The following is a 21,124-nucleotide window of genomic DNA, read 5'->3' as shown; positions in this document are numbered from 1 at the left end:
CCCATGTTGCTGAAGGACAAGATCGTCGTGATTTCCGGAATCGGGCCGGGGCTCGGCGTGAAGCTCGCCGTCGAGGCGGCACGCGAGGGCGCGCGCGGGGTGGTCGTCGCGGCACGCACGATGGAAAAGCTCGACGACGCGGAAACGCGAATCCGCGCACTCGGCGTCGCGTGCGACGTGCTGAAGGTGCGAACCGACATCGCCGAGCGCGCGCAGTGCCGGCAGCTCGCGACGCAGGCGGTCGAGCGCTTCGGCCGGATCGACGCGCTGGTGAACAGCGCGTTCGTGCACGGCACGTTTCCGGAGGCGGTCGAGGAAGCCGATCTCGATGGCTGGCGCGCGGTGTTCGACACCAACGTGTTCGGCACGATGACGCTCACGCAGGAAATCGTCCCGCACATGAAGCGGCAGAAACGCGGCGCGATCGTGATGATCAACACGCAGGCGACCCGCAAGCCGTTTGCAGGGGAATCGGGCTACGCTATGTCGAAGGGCGCGCTCGCGGTTGCGGCAAAATACCTGGCACGCGAGCTCGGCGTGCACGGGATCCGCGCGAACAGCATCCACATGGGCTGGATGTGGGGCGTGCCGACGCAGACGTATTTCCGGCAGGCCGCAGCCGAGTACGGGGTGACGGAGGAGGAGATCGTCGCGCCGATCGCATCGAACATCGCGCTCGCGAAGCTGCCGACCGACGACGACTGCGCGCGCGCGGCGCTGTTCCTCGCGTCGGATTACGCGAACGCGGTGACCGGCGCGACGCTGGACGCGAACGGCGGCGACTTCATGCCCTGAGGACGGAGCGACGGATGATGCAGGAACGGGAACCCCGGCGGGGACGACATTTCTTCGCGTTCAACGGCGACGCGGACGGCCTGTGCGCGCTGCAGCAACTGCGGCTCGCGGAGGGTGAACGCGGCACGCTCGTGACCGGCGTGAAGCGCGACATCAGGCTGCTCGAGCGAATCGACGCGCGAGCCGGCGACCGCGTGACCGTGCTCGACGTGTCGCACGACCAGAACCGCGACGCCTGCGCGCGGCTGCTGCGCGACGGCGCGGCGGTCCGCTACTTCGACCATCACTTCGCGGGCGAGCTGCCGGGCGATCCGCGCTTCGACGCGTATATCGACACGGCCGCCGACGTCTGCACGAGCGCGCTCGTGAATCGCCATCTCGGCGGCCGCCATGTGCGCTGGGCGATCGTCGCGGCGTTCGGCGACGAACTGCCGGCGCTCGGCGACGCGCTTGCGCGCGAATACGCGCTCGACGAGGCCGAGCGCGGCACGCTCGCCGAACTCGGGCTCTACCTGAACTACAACGCATACGGCGACTGCGTCGACGATCTGCATTTCGATCCGGCCGTGCTGGCCGATGCGATGCTGCCGTGCGCGGATCCGCTCGACTTCGTGCGCGGCACGCGGGTGTTCGCCGCGCTGCGCGACGGCTATCGCGACGACATGGCGCGTGCATGCGCGCTCGCGCCGCTGCGCGACGTGCCGGGCGCGACGCTGATCAGGATGCCGGATCATCCGTGGGCGCGGCGCGCGACGGGGATGCTCGCGAACGAGCGGATGCGCAATGCACCGCATGCGGCGCTCGCGGTGCTGTCGCCGCGTGCGCAGGGCGGGCTCGTCGTCAGCGTGCGCGTGCCCGACGGCCGGCCGCTCGGCGCCGACGAATTCTGCCGCGGTTTCCCGACCGGCGGCGGACGCAAGCGCGCGGGCGGTATCAACCATCTGCCGGAAAGCGAGTTCGACGCATTCGCCGAGCGTTTCGAGGCGGCCTTCCGTCTCGACTGAACGCGGGGGCCTGGATGCGCGCGCCGTGCAGCGATGCCACGGCGCGCGCACATCGGCCGTTCTCCGTCACGCGCTTTTGCGCCGACGCGACGCGTACAGCGCTTCCGCGCGCCGCTTCACGTCGCGCGCGCACTGGTCGAACCCCTGTTTTACCCAGCCGCCGTGCTCGCGCATGATCGTTTCCGCGTTGATGCCGAGAAACTGATCGGTCGTGAAGTAGCGGCAGCGTTCGGCGCCGTCGGCTTCGACGTACTGGTCGCGGCGCGCGGCGTCCTTGTTGTCGTCGGTCGGGCGCTGCTCCCACGACAGCAGACGCTCGGGCTCGCACGCGACGAGGATTTCGTTGACGGGAATCACCGTCTCCGTGCCCGGAATGCGCACCTGCATGTACACGAAGTCGCCGATCCGGCCGGTCGTTTCGAGGCCGACGCAGAAGGTGTTCCATTCGCCGTAGCGCGGGAAGTCGGTCAGCACTTCCCAGACGACGGCAGCGGGGGCGTCGATCGCGACGGTGATCGAGGTGACGAGATTGGCGGGTTTGGTCATGGCGGGTATCGGATGAGATTGACGGTGAGGACGGGACCGCGGGCGCGCCCGGGCGGATGCGTCGCGCGATGCGCGTGGCCGACCGGCGGCCGGCGCGTGCCGCGCATCGCGGCGAACCCGACATCGAGCGTAGGCCGGCGCGTGCGGCGAAGAATCGTCGGAATGGACTAAGGCGTTTCACCGGGCTCGCGATCCGGCGGGGCATCGGCGTCGGTACGCGACGCGTTTGCGTGCGCCGTCTGCGCGTCGGACATCGACATCGCGCGACCATGCCGCGACAATACCGGTCACTTTCCGTTTCCTGCCCCGAGGTGCCCGTGCCAGCGAAGTCGTCCGTTGCTCCTGCCGTCGTGTGGTTCCGCGACGATCTGCGCGTGACCGACCAGCCCGCGCTGACGCGCGCGGTCGCGTCGGGCCGGCCGCTCGTGTGCGTGTACGTCGACGATACGGGCGAAAGCGCGGGGCGCGCGCTCGGCGGCGCGGCGCGCTGGTGGCTGCACGGGGCGCTCGCCGGACTCGACGCGGCGCTCGCGCGTCATGGCGGCCGCCTGCTGCTGCTGCGCGGCGATGCGCCGCGCGAGATCGAACGCGTCGTGCACGACACGGGCGCGGCGGCCGTGTACTGGAACCGCCGCTATGCGCTGCCGCAGCGCGATGCCGATGCCGCGTTGAAGGCGTCGCTGAAGGCGCGCGGCCTCGAGGTCGAGAGCAGCAACGGCAGCCTGCTGAACGAGCCGTGGGACGTGCTGACGGGCGCCGGCACGCCGTTCCAGGTGTTCACCGCATACTGGCGCGCGGTGCGGCGCGATCGCACGGTGGCGGCGCCGTTGCCGGCGCCCGAAAGGATCGCGTTTCACCCGTGGCCGGCCGGCGTGCGCGAACGTGCGCTGGCGCTCGACGCGCTCGCGTTGCGTCCGGGCGCGCCGGACTGGGCGAGCGGCTTGCGCGACGCATGGCCGGCACCCGACGAGGCCGGCGCGCATGCGCGGCTCGACGCGTTTTCGGTCGAGTCGCTGGCCGGCTATGCCGATACGCGCGACCGGCCCGACCGGCCGGCGACGAGCCGGCTGTCGCCGTTCCTGCGCTTCGGCAACGTGTCGCCGCGCCAGGTGTGGCATGCGGTGCAGGGGGCCGCACAGGCGGGCGGCGCGGCCTGCGCCGCCGGCGCCGAGAAATTCCTGAGCGAGCTCGGCTGGCGCGAATTCAGCCACGTGCTGCTGTATCACTTCCCGGCGCTCGCGACCGACAACTTCCGCGCGCAGTTCGACGCGATGCCGTGGCGCGACGATCCCGCCGCGCTGCGCGCCTGGCAACGCGGGCTGACCGGCTATCCGCTCGTCGACGCGGGGATGCGCGAGCTGTGGGCGACCGGCTGGATGCACAACCGGGTGCGGATGGTCGTCGCATCGTTTCTCGTCAAGCATTTGCTGATCGACTGGCGGGCCGGCGAGCGCTGGTTTTACGACACGCTCGTCGACGCGGACGTCGCGAACAACCCGGCGAACTGGCAATGGGTCGCCGGCTGCGGCGCCGACGCCGCGCCGTATTTCCGCATCTTCAATCCGATGACGCAGGGGCGGAAGTTCGATCCGCAGGGCGCCTACGTGCGCCGCTGGGTGCCGGAACTCGCGGGCCTCGACGCGGCGACGATCCATGCGCCGTGGGAGGCGTCGCCGGTGGAACTCGCGGCGGCCGGCGTGCGGCTCGGCGTCGACTATCCGGCGCCGATCGTCGATCACGACGGCGCGCGGCGGCGTGCGCTCGATGCGCTGGCCACGCTGCCGAAGCGTCGCTAGACGTCGCGGAGCGCAGCCGGCACGCCCGTGCGCGCGGTGCGGCTTGCCATGTCAGTCGCAGAACGCCGCGTGCTCGAGCAGCGCAAGCGCGATACCAGCATCGAAATAGGCCGCGCCGCACCACGCGACGAACGCGAGCGCGCCGACGGCCAGCGCCGCGCGCATCACGCCCACGCGGCCTTGCCCGGCACCGGACGCGCGATGCGCGCGTCGTCGATCGGCAGGTGCAGCAGCGCGGCCAGCACGCCGAGCGCGATCGAGCCGATCCACAGCGGCAGATACGAATGCGTCGCGTCGTAGACGAGCGCGCCGAGCCATACACCGAAGAAGCTGCCGAGCTGGTGCCCGAAGAAGACGAAGCCGAACAGCGTCGCGATGTAGCGCACGCCGAACACCTGCGAGATCACGCCGTTGGTCAGCGGCACGGTGCCGAGCCACGTGAAGCCCATCACGGCCGCGAACACGTAGACGCTCGCGGGCGACAACGGCGCGGCGACGAACGCGGCCATCGCCAGCGCGCGGACGAGATACAGCACGGACAGCACATACTTGCGCCGCAGCAGACCGCCGAGATGGCCGCATGCGTAGGTGCCGGCCACGTTGGTCAACGCGATCAGCGCGAGCGCGACGCTGGCATGGCGCGCCGGCAGGCCGTGATCGAGCAGGTAGGCGGGCAGGTGGGTCGCGATGAACGCGAGCTGGAACCCGCAGGCGAAGAACCCCGCGTTCAGCAGCCAGAAGCCGCGATGCGCGAACGCTTCGCGCACCGCCGCGCCGATCGACTGGTCGGGGCCGTCCGCGCGACTCGCGGCCTGCGCGGGCCGGTCGCGCACCAGCACGGCGAGCGGCGCGAGCAGCCCGGCGACGAGCGCGAGCGCGACGAACGCATGCTGCCAGCCGATGCCGCCGATCATCACCTGCGCGACCGGCACCATGCAGAACTGGCCGAGCCCGCCGATCGCGCCGGCGACACCGAGCGCCCAGCCGCGCCGGTCGGGCGGAAACAGCCGGCTCAGCGCGCCGTAGATCGACGCGAAGGCCGACCCCGACAGCGCGATGCCGATCACGAGTCCCGCGCCGACCGTGAATACGCCGGCCGACGCGGCGAACGCCATCGTGACGAGCCCGGCCGCATACAGCAGCATGCCGGCGACGATCACGCGCACCGACCCGAAGCGGTCGGCGATCATCCCGGTGAACGGCTGCGCGATGCCCCAGATCAGGTTCTGCAGCGCGAGCGCGAGGCCGAACGCTTCGCGCGACCAGCCGTGGTCGAGCGTGACGGGAGCGAGGAACAGCCCCTGCACGTGGCGGATGCCGAGCGCGGCGCCCATGATGAGGCCGCCCGCGAGCACCGGCAGCCAGCGGCGCCGGGTGTCCTGTTCGATCGGGGTCATGCGGGTCTCCGGATGAATGCGTGCGGCACGACGCCGCGTTCGATCCGATTAGACGATCCGTTCGCGGCGCGCTCAAGCGATCATTCGGTCGCGTTCGCATGCGCGCGGGGAATGCGACGCGATTCGGAGGCGATGCCGGCGGCGAAGGTTGTACGCACCGGATGCGTGGACCCGCTGCGACGCATGCGGCCGGCGTGATACGCGGCCGATGCGGTGTAGTCGGGGCGTCAGTGCATCGCCGGTGGCTGCGCGCATCTCGTGCGCGACGCCGCATCGGCATCGGTTCGATGCGGAAATTCGCTCGCGGTTTACCGCTGCGCTACGTCGTACGCGCGCATTGCCGCGTCGCATTCGGCCGCTTCCGCGAGAATCCAGTCGCGCACGTCGGCGACTTCGCGGCGCGGCGCCGGATCGTGCCGGAACAGCCAGTAGCCGTACGCATCCGACAACGCCTGCGAGTGCGGGCCGAGCACCGCGAGCCGGCCGTCCGCGAGCATCGGCGCGACGAGCGCGAGCCGCCCGAGCGCGACGCCCTGGCCGGCGATCGCGGCGTGGATCACCTGGTCGTACTGGTTGAAGCGCAGCACGCCCTTCGGGCGCGCGTCGCCGAGCCCGGCCGCGTGCAGGTGCGCGCGCCATTGCAGCGGCGTTTGCGGCGGCCCGTCGAATTCGAGCAGCACGTGGTCGGCGATCGCGGCCGCGTCGGTGACGGGCCGCGCGGCCAGCGCCGGGTGCGCGACCGGCACGACGACTTCGTCGAACAGGTGCAGTGCGCCGGCCGGCGCGCGCTCGCGCGGGCAGTAGCGGATTCCGAGGTCGATGCCTTCCGCGCGCAAATCGAGTACCTTGTCGTTCGCGGCCACGCGCAAGTCGACGTCGGGCAGGCGCGCCTGCAGGCGTCCGAGCCGCGGCAGCAACCACAGCGCGGTGACGCCGATGCTCGCGGTGATCGTGACGGGCTGGCGCTCGCGCGCGGCGGCGAGCGACGCGACGGTGTCCTGCAGGGTGAGCAGCGCCGCGTCGGCGGCGCGAAACAGCCGCTCGCCTTCCGGCGTGAACGCGATCTTGCGATAGCCGCGCTGCAGCAGCGCGACGCCGAGGTGCGCCTCGAGCGCGTGCACCTGGCGGCTGACCGCCGACTGCGTGACGCACAGGTCCTGCGCGGCGAGCGTGATGCTCATGCGGCGGCCGACGGCGACGAAGCCGCGCACGAGGTCCAGCGACGGGAGACGGACGAGCGGCGTTGACATGCGTAGGGCTCATGCGAACGGAGCAGCAAGATTGGTTGAGAACGCCGGGCGCGTCAAGTTCAATGGAGGCTGGGCGATCGGGCGGGCGCCGGGTGACGCGGTGCCGCACAGGAGACAGGATGACGATTTCGAACGAAGCAGCCGGGGCGGATCAGGCGCCCGGGCGCGCGGCGGGTGCGTTGCCGCCGGAGGCCGTGACGCTGACCGCGGCCGACGGTTACCAACTGCGCGGCTACGTGTGGCGGCATCGCGGCGGCGGCGCCACGCGGCCCGTGACGGTCGTCAATTGCGCGACGTCGGTGCGCTGCGACTATTACTTCCGCTTCGCGGCCTGGCTGTTCGCGCAAGGGCGTGACGTGCTCGTCTACGACTATCGCGGGATCGGCGGCTCGCGCCCCGCGCGGCTCGCGAAGCTGCGCACGAACTGGCTCGACTGGGGGCGGCTCGATTGCGAGGCCGCGCTGCAGTACGCACGCGACGCGTTTCCCGGCCAGCCGCTCGACGTCGTCGCGCACAGCATCGGCGGCTGCGTGCTCGGGCTGGCGGCGTCGAACGCGTACGTGCGTCACGCGGTGACCGTCGGTGCGCAATATGCGTACTGGCGCGACTATCGGCCGGAAGAGCGGCGGCGCATGTGGTGGAAGTGGCACGTCGCGATGCCGGCGCTCGCGGCCGTGTTCGGCTACGTGCCCGCGAAGCGGCTTGGCTGGATGGAGGATACGCCGCGTGGCATCGCGCTGTCGTGGGTGCGTTCGCAGGCGCGCTTCGAGGATGCCTACACGCATGGCCCGCTCGCCGAAACCGCCGCGAGCCGCGCCGCGCTGCCGGCGCGCTTCGCGCGGCTGCCGGCGCCGATGCTCGCGATCGGCCTCGACGACGACGGATTCGGCACGGTCGACGCGATCGAGCGGCTGGTCGGCTACTACACGGGCAGCGACGTCACGCATCTGCGGATCGCGCCGCACGACATCGGCGTCGACGCGATCGGCCATTTCGCGTTCTTCCACAGCCGCTTCGCCGACACGTTGTGGCCCGTCGCGCTGTACTGGCTGCAACACGGCGCGCTGCCGGCCGATGCGCCGGGCCGCGTCCACGCGCGCCATCCGGCGCAGCGTGCGCGGCTGGCGGCGAGCGGCGCGCCGGGTGTCGTCGCGCACGGGTGACCGCGCACGCGCGTGCGCCCCGGCCGTCGCGTCGATGCGGCGGCCGCGCCGCGTCGGCCTCCGCGCCGCGCGATCGATTAACATCGGACGTTTCATTCGACTGGCTGCCCCGTGCCGATGTCCATTCCGCCCGATTCCGAGATTCCCGCCGACCTGTCCCGCGCGTGGCGCATGCACCTGCTCGACGTGCCGCCGGCCGCGTCGCGGGCCGGGGTGCAGGTCGCGCGTATCGATTTCGACTGGCACGTGCCGCTCGCGTCGCCCGCCTATGCGGCGCTGAGCGATGCCGAGCGCGCGCGTGCCGGGCGCTACCTGCGGCATGAGGATGCGGTGCGCAGCGCCGCGACGCGCGCCGCGCTGCGCGATGTGCTCGGCGCGACGCTCGACGTGGCGCCGAAGGACATCGCGATCGTCGTCGACGAGTCGGGACGGCCGTCGCTCGACCCCGCGCATCGCGCATCGCTGGATTTCAACGTGTCGCACGCGGGCGATCACGCGCTCATCGCGTGGACCGGGACGGGCCGTGTCGGCGTCGATATCGAAAGCTGCAATCGGTCGGCCGACTGGCGTGCGCTGACACGCGAGGTGTGCGCGACCGCCGAGGCCGCGTATCTCGACGGCCTGCCGCTCGCCGCGCGTGCCGACGCGTTCATGCGCGTGTGGTCGGCGAAGGAAGCGTTGCTGAAGGCGCTCGGCACCGGCATCGTCGGCGGGCTGCGCGCGTTCGCGGTCGTGCCGCCGCGCGATGCCGCGACGCCCGCGACGACGATCGTCGATCCGGCCGCGCCCGCGGCCGGCGTGGCCGCGTTCGACGCGGGCTGGCTCGACGCGGCGCCCGGCTACGCGGCGTGCGTCGCGTGGACGCGCTGAACCCGTTTCAGCACGCGACGCTCACTCGAGCGGCACGTCGTTCGGCGCCGCGTAGCGCGCCTTGATCACATCGCTCATCGGGAAGTCGAACGCGAGCCCTTTCGGCGGCACCGGCTTCATGAACCACTTGTCGTACAGCGCGTTGATCTCGCCGCTCTTCATCAGCTGCACGAGCACGCCGTCGACGAGCGCCTTGAACTGCGGATCGTCCTTGCGCAGCATGAACCCGTACGCTTCCGACGACTGCGGCGTGCCGACGATCGTCCAGTCGGCCGGCTTCGCCGCGAGCTGGCGCACGCCGGCGAGCAGCACGTCGTCCATCATGTAGGCGGCCGCGCGGCCCGATTCGAGCGTGAGGCGTCCTTCGCCGTAGTCCTTCGCGCTGATGATCTGCATGTTCATCTTCTTCTCCTCGTTCATCTTGCGCAGCAGGCGTTCGGACGTCGTGCCCTGGTTCGTCACGACCGTCTTGCCGGCGAGATCGGGGAAGTCGCGGATGCCCGATCCCGTGCGCGTGAGCAGGCGCGTGGTCGCGACGAAGAAGGTGGTCGAGAACGCGACCTGCGCGTGGCGCGCGGCGAGGTTGGTGGTCACCCCGCATTCGAGATCGACCGTGCCGTTCTGCACCAGCGGGATGCGGTTCTGCGACGTGACCGGGACGAAGCGCACCTGCAGGTCGGGCTTGCCGGTGCGCACCTTCACGGCGGCGATCACGCGGTCGCACAGGTCCTGCGAGAAGCCGATCACCTTGCCGCTCGCGTCGACGTAGGAGAACGGCACCGACGTCTCGCGATGGCCGATCGAGATCAGGCCGCCTTGCCGGATCTTTTCGAGCGTGCCGGACAGCGGTTCCGCGGCGAGCGACGCGCCGCACGCGAGCGCGCATGCGGCGACGAGCAGGCTGCGGCCGAGGAGGGCGGTCAACCGGGGCGGGATGGTCATGGCAGGTCTCCGTGGGCGGATCGTGGGAAAGCGTCGATTCGTATGTTGCCAAAGACAAAATAATTGCAACATATGTTAATTCCGGAGTCCGTCGGGCAACAGCGGCGGGCCGCGCCGGACATCAGGGAAACTCCCGAGTCGAAATCGTGAAAAACGGGGTTGTCTAGACAAGTTGCGATGGCTACACTGCAATCCATCACGAACTTGTCTAGACAGGATTGCTCACATGATTACGTTGACCCCCGGCCACCTGACCCTCCCGCAACTGCGCAAGATCGCTCGCGAATCCGTGCAGCTCAAGCTCGACCCGGCGAGCTTCGCGAAGATCGACGCAGGCGCGAAGGCCGTCGCCGACATCGCGGCAAAGGGCGAGCCGGCATACGGCATCAACACGGGCTTCGGCCGCCTGGCCAGCACGCACATCCCGCACGACCAGCTCGAGCTGCTGCAGAAGAACCTGGTGCTGTCGCACGCGGTCGGCGTCGGCGAGCCGATGGCGCGCTCGTCGGTGCGCCTGCTGATGGCGCTGAAGCTGTCGAGCCTCGGCCGCGGCCACTCGGGCATCCGCCGCGAGGTGATGGACGCACTGATCACGCTGTTCAACGCTGACGTGCTGCCGCTGATCCCGGTGAAGGGCTCGGTCGGCGCATCGGGCGACCTCGCGCCGCTCGCGCACATGTCGGCCGTGCTGCTGGGCGTCGGCGAAGTGTTCATCCGCGGCGAGCGCGCCAGCGCGCTCGACGGTCTGCGCGTCGCGGGCCTCGCGCCGCTGACGCTGCAGGCGAAGGAAGGCCTCGCGCTGCTGAACGGCACGCAGGCCTCGACGGCGCTGGCGCTCGACAACATGTTCGCGATCGAAGACCTGTACCGCACCGCGCTCGTCGCGGGTGCGCTGTCGGTCGATGCGGCCGCCGGCTCGGTGAAGCCGTTCGACGCCCGCATCCACGAACTGCGCGGCCATCAAGGCCAGATCGACGCGGCCGCGTCGTACCGCGACCTGCTCGAAGGCTCGCCGATCAACCAGTCGCACCGCGACTGCGACAAGGTGCAGGATCCGTACAGCCTGCGCTGCCAGCCGCAGGTGATGGGCGCGTGCCTGGACCAGATGCGCCACGCGGCCGACGTGCTGCTGGTCGAAGCGAACGCCGTGTCGGACAACCCGCTGATCTTCCCGGATACCGGCGAAGTGCTGTCGGGCGGCAACTTCCACGCCGAACCCGTCGCATTCGCGGCCGACAACCTCGCGCTCGCCGCATCGGAAATCGGCGCGCTGGCCGAGCGCCGCATCGCACTGCTGATCGACGCGACGCTGTCGGGCCTGCCCCCGTTCCTCGTGAAGGACGGCGGCGTGAACTCGGGCTTCATGATCGCCCACGTGACGGCAGCCGCCCTGGCATCGGAAAACAAGACGCTCGCGCACCCGGCGTCGGTCGACTCGCTGCCGACCTCGGCGAACCAGGAAGACCACGTGTCGATGGCGACGTTCGCCGCGCGCAAGCTCGCCGACATCGCGGACAACACGAAGCACATCCTCGCGATCGAACTGCTGGCCGCCGCCCAGGGCGTCGACCTGCGCGCGCCGCACCACACGAGCCCGAAGCTCGCGCCGGTGATGGAAACGATCCGCAGCAAGGTCGCGCACTACGAACTCGACCACTACTTTGCACCGGACATCGCCGTGATCGCGAAGCTCGTCGGCGAGCGTGCGTTCGCGAAGATCGCGCCGTTCTCGTTCGCATCGGAACAGTAAGCCCATGAGCGCGCCGGTCTACCAGGAGATCAAGGATTTCATCCTGGGCCGCATTCACGCCGGCGAGTGGGCGGAGGGCGATCAGGTGCCCTCCGAGAACGAACTGGCCCGCGAGTTCAAGGTCGCGCGCATGACCGTCAACCGCGCGTTGCGCGAGTTGACGGCCGAGCAGGTGCTGACGCGCATGAAGGGCGCCGGCACCTACGTCGCGCGGCCGAAGTACGAGTCGACGCTCGTCGCGATCCGCAGCATCTCGGAGGAGGTCGACGCGCGCGGGCATGCGTACCGCGCCAGCGTGCTCGGCCTCGAGACGATCCGCGCCGACGAGGCGCTCGCCGACGAGATGCAGATGGCCGTGCGCGCGAAGCTGTTTTATTCGCAGGTGTTGCACTTCGAGAATGACGAACCCGTCCAGCTCGAAGAACGGTGGGTGAATCCGGCGGTCGCGCCGGATTATGCCGAGCAGGATTTCACGAACACGACGCCGAACCTGTATCTGATGCGCGCGGCACCGCTGCAGCGCGTCGAGTACCGGATCGAAGCGGCGGCCCCGGCGCCCGAGCGACGCGAGCAGCTGCGGATGGACGACGTCGAGCCGTGTCTGGTTTTACATCGGCGCACCTGGTCGCAGGGCGTCGTCGCCTCGGTGGCGAATCTGTGGCACCCCGGCAGCCGTTATCGCTTCACCGGGCATTTCTGATTCCTATTTGAATATTCACTTTCCCTCGGGAGCAGCCGTCATGAACCATCCGAAACACATCGATCCCCGTCTCGATCCGACGCGCACGATCCGCGCGCCGCGCGGCAGCGAGAAGGTCTGCAAGACCTGGCTGGCCGAAGCGGCCTACCGGATGATCCAGAACAACCTGGATCCGGAAGTCGCCGAGCATCCGCACGCGCTCGTCGTGTACGGCGGCATCGGCCGCGCGGCGCGCAACTGGGAATGCTACGACCAGATCCTCGCGTCGCTGAAGGATCTCGGCGAAGACGAGACGCTGCTCGTGCAATCGGGCAAGCCGGTCGGCGTGTTCCGCACGCACAAGGATGCGCCGCGCGTGCTGCTCGCGAACTCGAACCTGGTGCCGCACTGGGCGACCTGGGAGCACTTCAACGAGCTCGACCGCAAGGGCCTGATGATGTATGGCCAGATGACGGCCGGCAGCTGGATCTACATCGGCAGCCAGGGCATCGTGCAGGGCACCTATGAAACGTTCTTCTCGGTCGCGAACCAGCACTTCAACGGCGACCCGTCGGGCCGCTGGATCCTGACGGGCGGTCTCGGCGGCATGGGCGGCGCGCAGCCGCTGGCGGCGACGATGGCCGGCTTCTCGATGATCGCGGTCGAGTGCGACGAGACGCGCATCGACTTCCGCCTGAAGACGCGCTACGTCGACAAGAAGGCGACGACGCTCGACGAGGCGCTCGGCATGATCGAGGAAGCGAAGCGCACCGGCAAGCCGGTGTCGATCGGCCTGCTCGGCAACGCAGCCGACGTGTTCACGGAGTGCGTCGAGCGCGGCATCACGCCGGACTGCGTGACCGACCAGACGAGCGCGCACGACCCGATCAACGGCTACCTGCCGCAAGGCTGGAGCGTCGCGCAATGGCGCGAGACGCAGAAGGTCGATCCGGAAGGCATCGTGCATCCGGCGAAGCAGTCGATGGCCGTGCAGGTGCGCGCGATGCTGACGCTGCAGGAGCGCGGCGCGGCCACGCTCGACTACGGCAACAACATCCGCCAGATGGCGCTGGAAATGGGCGTCGAGAACGCGTTCGACTTCCCGGGCTTCGTGCCGGCCTATATCCGCCCGCTGTTCTGCGAAGGCAAGGGCCCGTTCCGCTGGGTCGCGCTGTCGGGCGATCCGGAAGACATCTACAAGACCGACCAGAAGGTGAAGGAGCTGATCCCCGACGATCCGCACCTGCACAACTGGCTCGACATGGCACGTGAGCGCATCGCGTTCCAGGGCCTGCCGGCACGGATCTGCTGGGTCGGCGTGAAGGATCGCTATCGCCTCGGCCAGGCGTTCAACGAGATGGTGAAGAACGGCGAACTGAAGGCACCGATCGTGATCGGCCGCGACCACCTCGACACCGGTTCGGTCGCGAGCCCGAACCGCGAGACGGAATCGATGAAGGACGGCTCGGACGCCGTGAGCGACTGGCCGCTGCTGAACGCACTGCTGAACACCGCGGGCGGCGCATCGTGGGTGTCGCTGCATCACGGCGGCGGCGTCGGGATGGGCTTCTCGCAGCACTCGGGCGTCGTGATCGTCGCCGACGGTACCGCCGAAGCGCACGAGCGTCTCGGCCGCGTGCTGCTGAACGATCCGGCGACGGGCGTGATGCGCCATGCGGATGCCGGCTACGAACTCGCGCAGCAGACGGCCCGCGAAGCCGGCCTGAAGCTGCCGATGCTCGGCCGCTGAGCATGACGGCGCTCGATCAGGCGCCGGTGCACGCAACGATGATCCGCGCGGCGGATCTCGTTGCGTCGCCGTGGAAGAACGGCGGCGGCGTGACGCGCGAAATCGGCGCGTTCCCGCCGGGCGCCGCGCTCGACGCGTTCGCCTGGCGCGTGAGCGTCGCGGACGTCGGCGCGGCCGGGCCGTTCTCGCGTTTCGACGGCATCGACCGCACGCTCGTGCTGCTGTCCGGTGCGGGCATGACGCTCGCGGAAGCGGGCGGCGCGCGCCACGTGCTCGACGCGCCGCTCGCCCGCGCGGATTTCGCCGGCGAAACGGCGATCGATGCGACGCTGCACGACGGCGCCACGCGCGACTTCAACCTGATGACGCGCCGTTCGGCCGCGCGCGGGACGGTCGACGTGTGGCCCGAAGGCACGCACCGCGTCGAGCGCGCCGATACCGTGCTGCTGTTCTGCGCGACCGGCACCGTCGGCATCGACATCGACGGCGCGCACTATGCACTGCAGGAAATGGACACGCTGCGGCTCGACGGGCCGCGGCGTGCGTTTGACGTCGTCGTGAGCGGAGGTGGCGCGCTGCTCGCCGTGTCGCTCGCCGTCGGCGAACGAGACTGAACGCATGAAACCGATTGTCTGGCATCACCTGAGGCTGTGTCCGCACGGCCATCCCGACGAAACGATCGACGACGCGGCGATCGCCGTCGACGAAACCGGCACGATCGTGTGGCTCGGCGCGTTTTCCGCGCTGCCGCACGGTTATGCGCACTGGCGGCGGGAAGACCTGCACGGCGCGTGGGTGACGCCGGGCCTCGTCGACTGCCATACGCACCTCGTGTACGGCGGCACGCGCGCCGACGAGTTCGCGCAGCGTCTCGCCGGCGTCAGCTACGAGGAGATCGCGCGGCAGGGCGGCGGGATCGTGTCGACGGTGCGCGCCACGCGCGCGGCCGACGAGACGGCGCTGTTCGTGCAGGCGGCCGCACGCCTGCAGCCGCTGCTCGCCGAAGGCGTGACCGCGATCGAGATCAAGTCGGGCTACGGGCTCGACCTCGCGAGCGAGCGCAAGATGCTGCGCGTCGCGCGCCAGCTCGGCGAGCGCTTTCCGGTCACGGTATACACCACGTTCCTCGGCGCGCACGCGCTGCCGCCGGAATACGCGGGCCGCGCGGATGACTACATCGACGAAGTGTGCGGACGGATGCTGCCGGCGCTCGCCGACGAAGGCCTCGTCGACGCGGTCGACGTATTTTGCGAGCGCATCGGCTTCTCGCTCGCGCAGACCGAGCGCGTGTTCGAGGCCGCGACGCGGCGCGGCCTGCCGGTGAAGCTGCACGCGGAGCAGTTGTCGAACGCAGGTGGCACCGCGCTCGCCGCGCGGTATCGCGCGCTGTCCGCCGACCACCTCGAATTTCTCGACGAAGCCGGCATCGAGGCGATGAAGGCGGCCGGCACGGTCGCCGTGCTGTTGCCCGGCGCGTATTACTTCATTCGCGAAACGCAATTGCCGCCGATCGAGCTGCTGCGCAAGCACGGCGTGCCGATCGCGCTCGCGACCGACCACAACCCCGGCACGTCGCCGCTCGAATCGCTGCTGCTGACGATGAACATGGGCTGCACGCTGTTCCGCATGACGGTGCCCGAGGTGCTGCAGGGCGTGACGCGCCATGCGGCCGCGGCGCTCGGCCGCGCGGATCGCCACGGCGCGCTCGAGATCGGTCGCCAGGCCGATTTCGCGGCCTGGTCGGTCGGCTCGCTGTCGGAGCTCGCTTACTGGATCGGCCGGCCGCTGTGCGAGCAGGTCGTGCGCGGCGGTACGACGGTGTTTCGCCGGATCAACGGCTAGCCTTGCAACAGACGAGACTCACGATGACCGAAATGACGCTGTTCGCGGACCATGCCCGGCTGCCCGATGGCTGGCGCCGCAACGTGCTGCTGCGCTGGGACGCGGCCGGCACGCTGACCGACGTGACGCCCGATGCCGACGCGCCGGCCGGCGTCGCGCGCGCGGCCGGGCCCGTGGTGCCCGGCATGCCGAACCTGCATTCGCACGCGTTCCAGCGCGCGATGGCGGGGCTCACCGAATACCGCGCAAATCCCGCCGACAGCTTCTGGAGCTGGCGCGATCTCATGTACCGCTTCGCGCTGAAGATCACGCCCGACGCACTCGCGGCGATCGCGCGCTGGCTGTACGTCGAGATGCTGAAGTGCGGCTACACGTCGGTGTGCGAATTCCACTACGTGCATCACGCGCAGGACGGCTCGCGCTATCCGCAGATCGCGGAACTCGGCACGCGCGTGATCGACGCGGCCCGCTCGGCCGGCATCGGCATCACGATGCTGCCCGTGTCGTACCAGTTCGCCGGCTTCGGCAACAAGCCGCCGCGCGACGACCAGCGCCGCTTCATCAACACGCCCGATGGGCTGCTCGAACTGCTCGACGCGATGCGCCGCGTCGCGCCCGAGCATGGCGGACTGCGCTACGGCGTCGCGCCGCACTCGCTGCGCGCGGTGTCCGAGAGCGGATTGCGCGTGCTGCTCGACGGCCTGCCCGACGACGCGCCCGTGCATATCCATATCGCCGAACAGACGGCCGAAGTCGACGATTGCGTGCGTGCTTACGGCACGCGTCCCGTGCAGTGGCTGCTCGATCGCTTCGACGTCGATGCGCGCTGGTGCCTCGTGCACGCGACGCACGTCGATGCGGCCGAAACGGCCGCGCTCGCGCAGCGTCGCGCGGTGGCCGGCCTGTGCCTGACCACCGAGGCGAATCTCGGCGACGGCGTGTTCCCGGCCGTCGACTTTCTCGCGCAGGGCGGCGTGATCGGCGTCGGCTCGGACAGCCATGCGTCGGTCGACTGGCGCTCGGAGCTGCGCCTGCTCGAATACGGTCAGCGGCTCGTGCATCGCGCGCGCAACGTGCTCGCGAGCGACACGCAGGCGCATGTCGCCGACCGGCTGTTCGACGCGTCGCTCGCGGGCGGCGCGCAGGCCAGCGGGCGGCGCATCGGCGCGCTGCGTGAAGGCTGCCGCGCCGACTGGCTCGTGCTCGATCCCGATCATCCGGCGATCGCCGAACACGACAGCACGGCATGGCTGTCGGGCGCGGTGTTCGCCGAGCATGGCGACACGCCGGTGCTCGACGTCTACACCGGCGGCGAACGCGTCGTGAGCGGGCGCCGCCATCGCGACGAAGCCGTCGCGTATGCCGACTACCGCGCCGCGCTGGCGCAACTGCTGCGCTGAACGCGCGGCACCCGGCGCGCCGCGTGCGCGCGCCGGCAGACTCTTACGGTGATGCGACATGACTGAACAACCGGCTGTTTTCACGCTGAAGCAGGGCACGCTGCCGCTGCTGATCTCGATTCCGCACGCAGGCACCCACATTCCCGACGACATCGCCGCGACGATGACGCCCGATGCGCGCTTCGTCGACGATTGCGACTGGCATCTCGAGCGGCTGTACGGGTTCGCGGCGACGCTTGGTGCGTCGATCCTCGTGCCGTCGCACGCGCGTTACGTCGTCGACCTGAACCGTCCGCCCGACAACGAGAACCTGTACCCGGGGCAGGACACGACCGGGCTCGTGCCGGTCGACACGTTCGACAAGGCGCCGCTGTATCCGGCGAACGCGCTGCCCGGCAACGACGAGATCATGCGCCGCCGCGACCGCTACTGGCGCCCGTATCATGACGCGCTGCAAGGCGAGATCGCGCGCCTGAAGCGCGAGCACGGCCGCGTGCTCGTGTGGGAAGCGCATTCGATCCGCTCGCACGTGCCGCGCTTCTTCGAAGGCCGTCTGCCGGACTTCAACTTCGGCACGTCGAGCGGCGCGAGCGCCGCGCCCGGCCTCGCCGAGGCGCTGGCGGCATGCGTGAGCGCGCACGGCGGCTATACGGCCGTCGCGAACGGGCGTTTCAAGGGCGGCTACATCACGCGTCACTATGGCGTGCCCGCCACCGGCGTCGAAGCCGTGCAGCTCGAGCTGTCGCAGATCACCTATATGGAAGAGACGCGTCCGTACGCGTACGACGAAGCGCGTGCCGCGCGGATCGTGCCGCTGCTGCAGACGCTCGTCGAAACCGCGCTCGCGCATCGCTGAGCCGCCGGCGCGCGTGGCGTGCGGCGGCGCGGTGCCGCCTCGCGCCATGGCCTGCCAGCGGGCACTGCACGCGCCGACGCAGCGCACAAAAGGGCATCGACCGGTCGGGTCGATGCCGTTTTTTTTCGTCTGATCGATGTCGGGATCGATACCTGAAAATTTGACGCAATTTTTAGGTGATATAAGCTGAATGTCAGGAAGTCGTCACGCGCGCCGGCCGCGACGGCGTCGATCAGCGCCGCACCGCGCCGGAATCCGTTGCGAAACACCTTGCCGACGTGTCGCCGCGCGGCATTGCCGCCTCCGCTTCATCGCGACACGTGTCCTGTCTTCACCAGTCAGTCGAGTACGATCGTGAAAGCCGCCAGCCCTTCGATATGCCGGACCCGAAGTCCGTCGGCGGGCGCGCCGCCTCAGGCCGGGCCGTTCCGGCATGCTGATCGCGGCACGCGCGCCGCCCTCATACGCGAGCCTCGTCTCTTCGCTGTGTCCCATCGCGGCCTGCGCCGCTTCAACCTCGTGACCGCGCACGTGTTCAGCGCGGTGCAGTGCGACGGCAGCGCTTCATTGTTGCCCTAGCGTCCGTTTCCGCTTTCGCATCGGGTCGCACCGTCCATTGCCGCGCCGTTCGCGCGGCAGGATCGCGCATGGGCGCGTGCGGCGCGACCGCGCGTGGCCATCGCCCCGCGCGGATGCCCGCGTCGCACGTTCATCCTGGAGGCGATCATGCGACCGCGCCCGCTCGTAGCCGTCACCGCCGACCGCGTGATGCGCGGCGCGCATCCGAACCACACGGCCGGCGAGAAGTATCTCGTCGCGCTGGTCGACGGTGCCGGCGCGCTCGCCGTCGTGCTGCCCGCGCTCGGCACGCGCCAGCCGGTCGACGCGATTGTCGCGTCCATCGACGGGCTGCTGCTGACCGGCAGCTATTCGAACGTCGAGCCGCATCACTACGGCGGCCCGGCGAGCATGCCCGACACGCTGCACGATCCCGCGCGCGATGCGACCGCGCTGCCGCTGATCCGCGCGGCGATCGACGCGGGCGTGCCCGTGCTCGCGATCTGCCGCGGCATGCAGGAGCTGAACGTCGCGTATGGCGGCACGCTGCATCAGCGGCTGCATGCGAGCGCGGGCTTCCACGATCATCGCGAGCGCGACGGCGATCCGCTCGAACGGCAGTACGGCCCCGCGCACCGCGTGCAGCTCGCGCCGGGCGGCCTGCTGCAACGGGTCGCGCGCGGCGCGCATGACGCGATGGTCAATTCGCTGCACGACCAGGGCATCGCGCGGCTCGGTGCGGGGCTCGTGGTCGAAGCGAGCGCGCCCGACGGGCTGATCGAGGCCGTCAGCGTGCGCGGCGCGCGTGCGTTCGCGCTCGGCGTGCAGTGGCATCCCGAATGGCGCTTCGCGGAACAGCCGCTGTCGCGCGACATCTTCGCGGCATTCGGCGCGGCGTGCCGCGCGCGCATGACACACCGTATTCATGCGGCCGGCGGCACCCTGCCGTCGCCGGCCGCATCCGACATCGACTGAACGAGGCCGATCATGCAACCCGAACTGAGCGAATTCCTGCGTCAGCACCGCATCACCGAAGTCGAGGCGATCATTCCCGACATGGCCGGCATCGCGCGCGGCAAGATCATTCCGCGCAACAAGTTCGAGTCCGGCGAATCGATGCGCCTGCCGCAGGCGGTGATGGTGCAGACCGTCACCGGCGACTATCCGGAAGACGGCTCGCTGACCGGCGTGACCGATCCCGACATGGTGTGCGTGCCCGATCCGTCGACGATCTGCCTGATTCCGTGGGCCGTCGATCCGACCGCGCAGGTGATTCACGATTGCGTGCATTTCGACGGCTCGCCGGTCGAGATTTCGCCGCGCTACGTGCTGCGCCGCGTGCTCGACCTGTACAAGGCGAAGGGCTGGAAGCCGGTCGTCGCGCCCGAACTCGAGTTCTATCTGGTCGACATGAACGCCGACCCGGACCTGCCGTTGCGTCCGCCGGTCGGGCGCACGGGCCGCGCGGAGACGGGGCGTCAGTCGTATTCGATCGAGGCCGTCAACGAGTTCGATCCGCTGTTCGAGGACATCTACGAATACTGCGAAATGCAGGGCCTCGACATCGAGACGCTGATCCACGAGGTCGGCGCCGCGCAGATGGAGATCAACTTCGTGCACGGCGACGCGCTGTCGCTCGCCGACCAGGTGTTCCTGTTCAAGCGCACGGTGCGCGAGGCGGCGCTGCGTCACAACATGTACGCGACGTTCATGGCCAAGCCGATGGAAAACGAGCCGGGCTCCGCGATGCATATCCACCAGAGCCTCGCCGATGCGCGCACCGGCCATAACCTGTTCGCCGACGAGGGCGGCGTCGTCTCGCCGATGTTCCACAGCTATCTCGCGGGGCTGCAGAAATACACGCCCGCATTGATGCCGATCTTCGCGCCGTACATCAACTCGTACCGCCGGCTGTCGCGCTTCATGGCCGCGCCGATCAACGTGCAGTGGGGCTACGACAACCGCACCGTCGGCTTTCGCATCCCGCAGTCGACGCCGGTCGCGCGGCGCATCGAGAACCGGATTCCGGGCGTCGACTGCAATCCGTACCTCGCATTCGCGGCGACGCTCGCGGCCGGGTATCTCGGTCTCACGCAGCAGCTCGCGCCGACCGAACCGATCGCGTCCGACGGCTACGACCTGCCGTACCAGCTGCCGCGCAACCTCGAGGAGGGCATCTCGCTGATGGCCGCGTGCGCGCCGCTCGCCGACATTCTCGGCAACAAGTTCGTGAAGGCGTATCTGGCGCTGAAGGAAACCGAATACGAAGCGTTTTTCCGCGTGATCAGCTCGTGGGAACGCCGCCATCTCCTGCTGCACGTGTGAGCGTGCGGCACCGACCTGCGGAGGCAACATGACAGAACGAAGCGAAGCCGTCGCCGCGCGCTCGACCGCCGAATACCGCGCGCTCGACGCCGCGCACCACATCCACCCGTTCTCCGACATGGGTGCGCTCAACCGCGCGGGCAGCCGCGTGATCGTGAAGGCCGACGGCGTCTACCTGTGGGACTCGGACGGCAACAAGGT

General features: G+C 69.8%; 19 protein-coding genes and 1 pseudogene. 15 read left to right on the top strand and 5 right to left on the bottom strand.

Annotated features, from left to right (window positions below; translation table 11 throughout):
* Window positions 1–3 precede the first annotated feature (3 nt).
* On the top strand, window positions 4–795 hold the full coding sequence (locus WS45_RS21840; protein ID WP_059701638.1) for an SDR family oxidoreductase: 792 nt from the start codon (window positions 4–6) through the stop codon (window positions 793–795).
* Between the two features lie 17 nt (window positions 796–812).
* Entirely contained in the window at window positions 813–1,799 is a 987-nt protein-coding gene (locus WS45_RS21835; RefSeq protein ID WP_059701666.1) for a hypothetical protein, read from the top strand.
* A gap of 66 nt (window positions 1,800–1,865) precedes the next feature.
* On the opposite strand, the gene WS45_RS21830 is transcribed toward WS45_RS21835, so the two are convergent.
* Window positions 1,866–2,345, bottom strand: coding sequence for an SRPBCC domain-containing protein (locus tag WS45_RS21830; protein WP_059535703.1), 480 nt, complete (start codon window positions 2,343–2,345; stop codon window positions 1,866–1,868).
* 317 nt (window positions 2,346–2,662) lie between these two features.
* Between WS45_RS21830 and WS45_RS21825 the strand changes: the two genes are divergently transcribed.
* Complete coding sequence (locus tag WS45_RS21825) at window positions 2,663–4,141, top strand: cryptochrome/photolyase family protein (protein WP_059701659.1); 1,479 nt, start codon at window positions 2,663–2,665, stop codon at window positions 4,139–4,141.
* A 51-nt stretch (window positions 4,142–4,192) separates the two neighbouring features.
* Here the strand turns inward: WS45_RS21825 and WS45_RS36235 are convergent, their stop codons facing one another.
* The 3 genes from WS45_RS36235 to WS45_RS21805 all read right to left on the bottom strand — a co-directional run bounded on the left by WS45_RS36235 (window position 4,193) and on the right by WS45_RS21805 (window position 6,788).
* Window positions 4,193–4,315, bottom strand: a complete 123-nt coding sequence (locus tag WS45_RS36235; protein ID WP_059701636.1) for a hypothetical protein — start codon at window positions 4,313–4,315, stop codon at window positions 4,193–4,195.
* Window positions 4,306–5,538, bottom strand: a complete 1,233-nt coding sequence (locus WS45_RS21815; protein ID WP_059701634.1) for an MFS transporter — start codon at window positions 5,536–5,538, stop codon at window positions 4,306–4,308. The genes WS45_RS36235 and WS45_RS21815 overlap by 10 nt, the downstream gene beginning before the upstream one ends.
* 308 nt (window positions 5,539–5,846) lie before the next feature.
* Entirely contained in the window at window positions 5,847–6,788 is a 942-nt protein-coding gene (locus WS45_RS21805) for a LysR substrate-binding domain-containing protein (RefSeq protein ID WP_059701630.1), read from the bottom strand.
* A 119-nt stretch (window positions 6,789–6,907) separates the two neighbouring features.
* Here WS45_RS21805 and WS45_RS21800 point away from each other — a divergent pair, with 119 nt between their 5' ends.
* Together WS45_RS21800 and WS45_RS21795 are read left to right on the top strand one after the other, a co-directional pair.
* Window positions 6,908–7,951 carry an alpha/beta hydrolase family protein gene (locus tag WS45_RS21800; RefSeq protein ID WP_059701629.1) on the top strand — a complete coding sequence of 348 codons (1,044 nt, stop codon included), beginning with the start codon at window positions 6,908–6,910 and terminating at the stop codon, window positions 7,949–7,951.
* A 117-nt stretch (window positions 7,952–8,068) separates the two neighbouring features.
* Complete coding sequence (locus WS45_RS21795; protein WP_059701627.1) at window positions 8,069–8,821, top strand: 4'-phosphopantetheinyl transferase family protein; 753 nt, start codon at window positions 8,069–8,071, stop codon at window positions 8,819–8,821.
* 21 nt (window positions 8,822–8,842) lie between these two features.
* Here the strand turns inward: WS45_RS21795 and WS45_RS21790 are convergent, their stop codons facing one another.
* A complete protein-coding gene (locus WS45_RS21790; protein ID WP_059701625.1) occupies window positions 8,843–9,763 on the bottom strand; it encodes a glutamate/aspartate ABC transporter substrate-binding protein in 921 nt (306 codons plus the stop codon).
* A gap of 226 nt (window positions 9,764–9,989) precedes the next feature.
* Here WS45_RS21790 and hutH point away from each other — a divergent pair, with 226 nt between their 5' ends.
* From hutH to WS45_RS35175, 10 genes and pseudogenes are all read left to right on the top strand, one after another.
* Complete coding sequence (hutH, locus tag WS45_RS21785) at window positions 9,990–11,513, top strand: histidine ammonia-lyase (protein ID WP_059701623.1); 1,524 nt, start codon at window positions 9,990–9,992, stop codon at window positions 11,511–11,513.
* 4 nt (window positions 11,514–11,517) lie between these two features.
* Window positions 11,518–12,213 (top strand): histidine utilization repressor, encoded by a 696-nt coding sequence (gene hutC / locus WS45_RS21780; protein ID WP_044847652.1) that lies wholly within the window; start codon window positions 11,518–11,520, stop codon window positions 12,211–12,213.
* 40 nt (window positions 12,214–12,253) lie between these two features.
* The gene (gene hutU / locus WS45_RS21775; protein ID WP_059535688.1) at window positions 12,254–13,942 is read left to right on the top strand and encodes a urocanate hydratase; all 1,689 of its coding nucleotides are present in this window, start codon (window positions 12,254–12,256) and stop codon (window positions 13,940–13,942) included.
* A gap of 2 nt (window positions 13,943–13,944) precedes the next feature.
* Window positions 13,945–14,556 carry a HutD/Ves family protein gene (locus WS45_RS21770; RefSeq protein WP_059535686.1) on the top strand — a complete coding sequence of 204 codons (612 nt, stop codon included), beginning with the start codon at window positions 13,945–13,947 and terminating at the stop codon, window positions 14,554–14,556.
* A 4-nt stretch (window positions 14,557–14,560) separates the two neighbouring features.
* Entirely contained in the window at window positions 14,561–15,784 is a 1,224-nt protein-coding gene (gene hutI, locus WS45_RS21765) for an imidazolonepropionase (RefSeq protein WP_059701657.1), read from the top strand.
* Between the two features lie 23 nt (window positions 15,785–15,807).
* Window positions 15,808–17,184, top strand: coding sequence for a formimidoylglutamate deiminase (locus tag WS45_RS21760; RefSeq protein ID WP_059535684.1), 1,377 nt, complete (start codon window positions 15,808–15,810; stop codon window positions 17,182–17,184).
* A gap of 58 nt (window positions 17,185–17,242) precedes the next feature.
* Window positions 17,243–18,040, top strand: a complete 798-nt coding sequence (gene hutG, locus WS45_RS21755; RefSeq protein ID WP_059535682.1) for an N-formylglutamate deformylase — start codon at window positions 17,243–17,245, stop codon at window positions 18,038–18,040.
* Window positions 18,041–18,766: 726 nt separating this feature from the next.
* Window positions 18,767–19,573 (top strand): gamma-glutamyl-gamma-aminobutyrate hydrolase family protein, encoded by an 807-nt coding sequence (locus WS45_RS21750; protein WP_059701655.1) that lies wholly within the window; start codon window positions 18,767–18,769, stop codon window positions 19,571–19,573.
* Window positions 19,574–19,585: 12 nt separating this feature from the next.
* A complete protein-coding gene (locus tag WS45_RS21745; RefSeq protein WP_059689197.1) occupies window positions 19,586–20,923 on the top strand; it encodes a glutamine synthetase family protein in 1,338 nt (445 codons plus the stop codon).
* A 28-nt stretch (window positions 20,924–20,951) separates the two neighbouring features.
* A pseudogene (locus WS45_RS35175) lies at window positions 20,952–21,124 on the top strand (aspartate aminotransferase family protein); the annotation flags it as partial.

Origin of the sequence: Burkholderia sp. RF2-non_BP3, from assembly GCF_001522185.1 — a bacterium.
Lineage (GTDB): Bacteria > Pseudomonadota > Gammaproteobacteria > Burkholderiales > Burkholderiaceae > Burkholderia > Burkholderia diffusa.
This window is presented reverse-complemented; position numbering and strand designations above follow the sequence as displayed.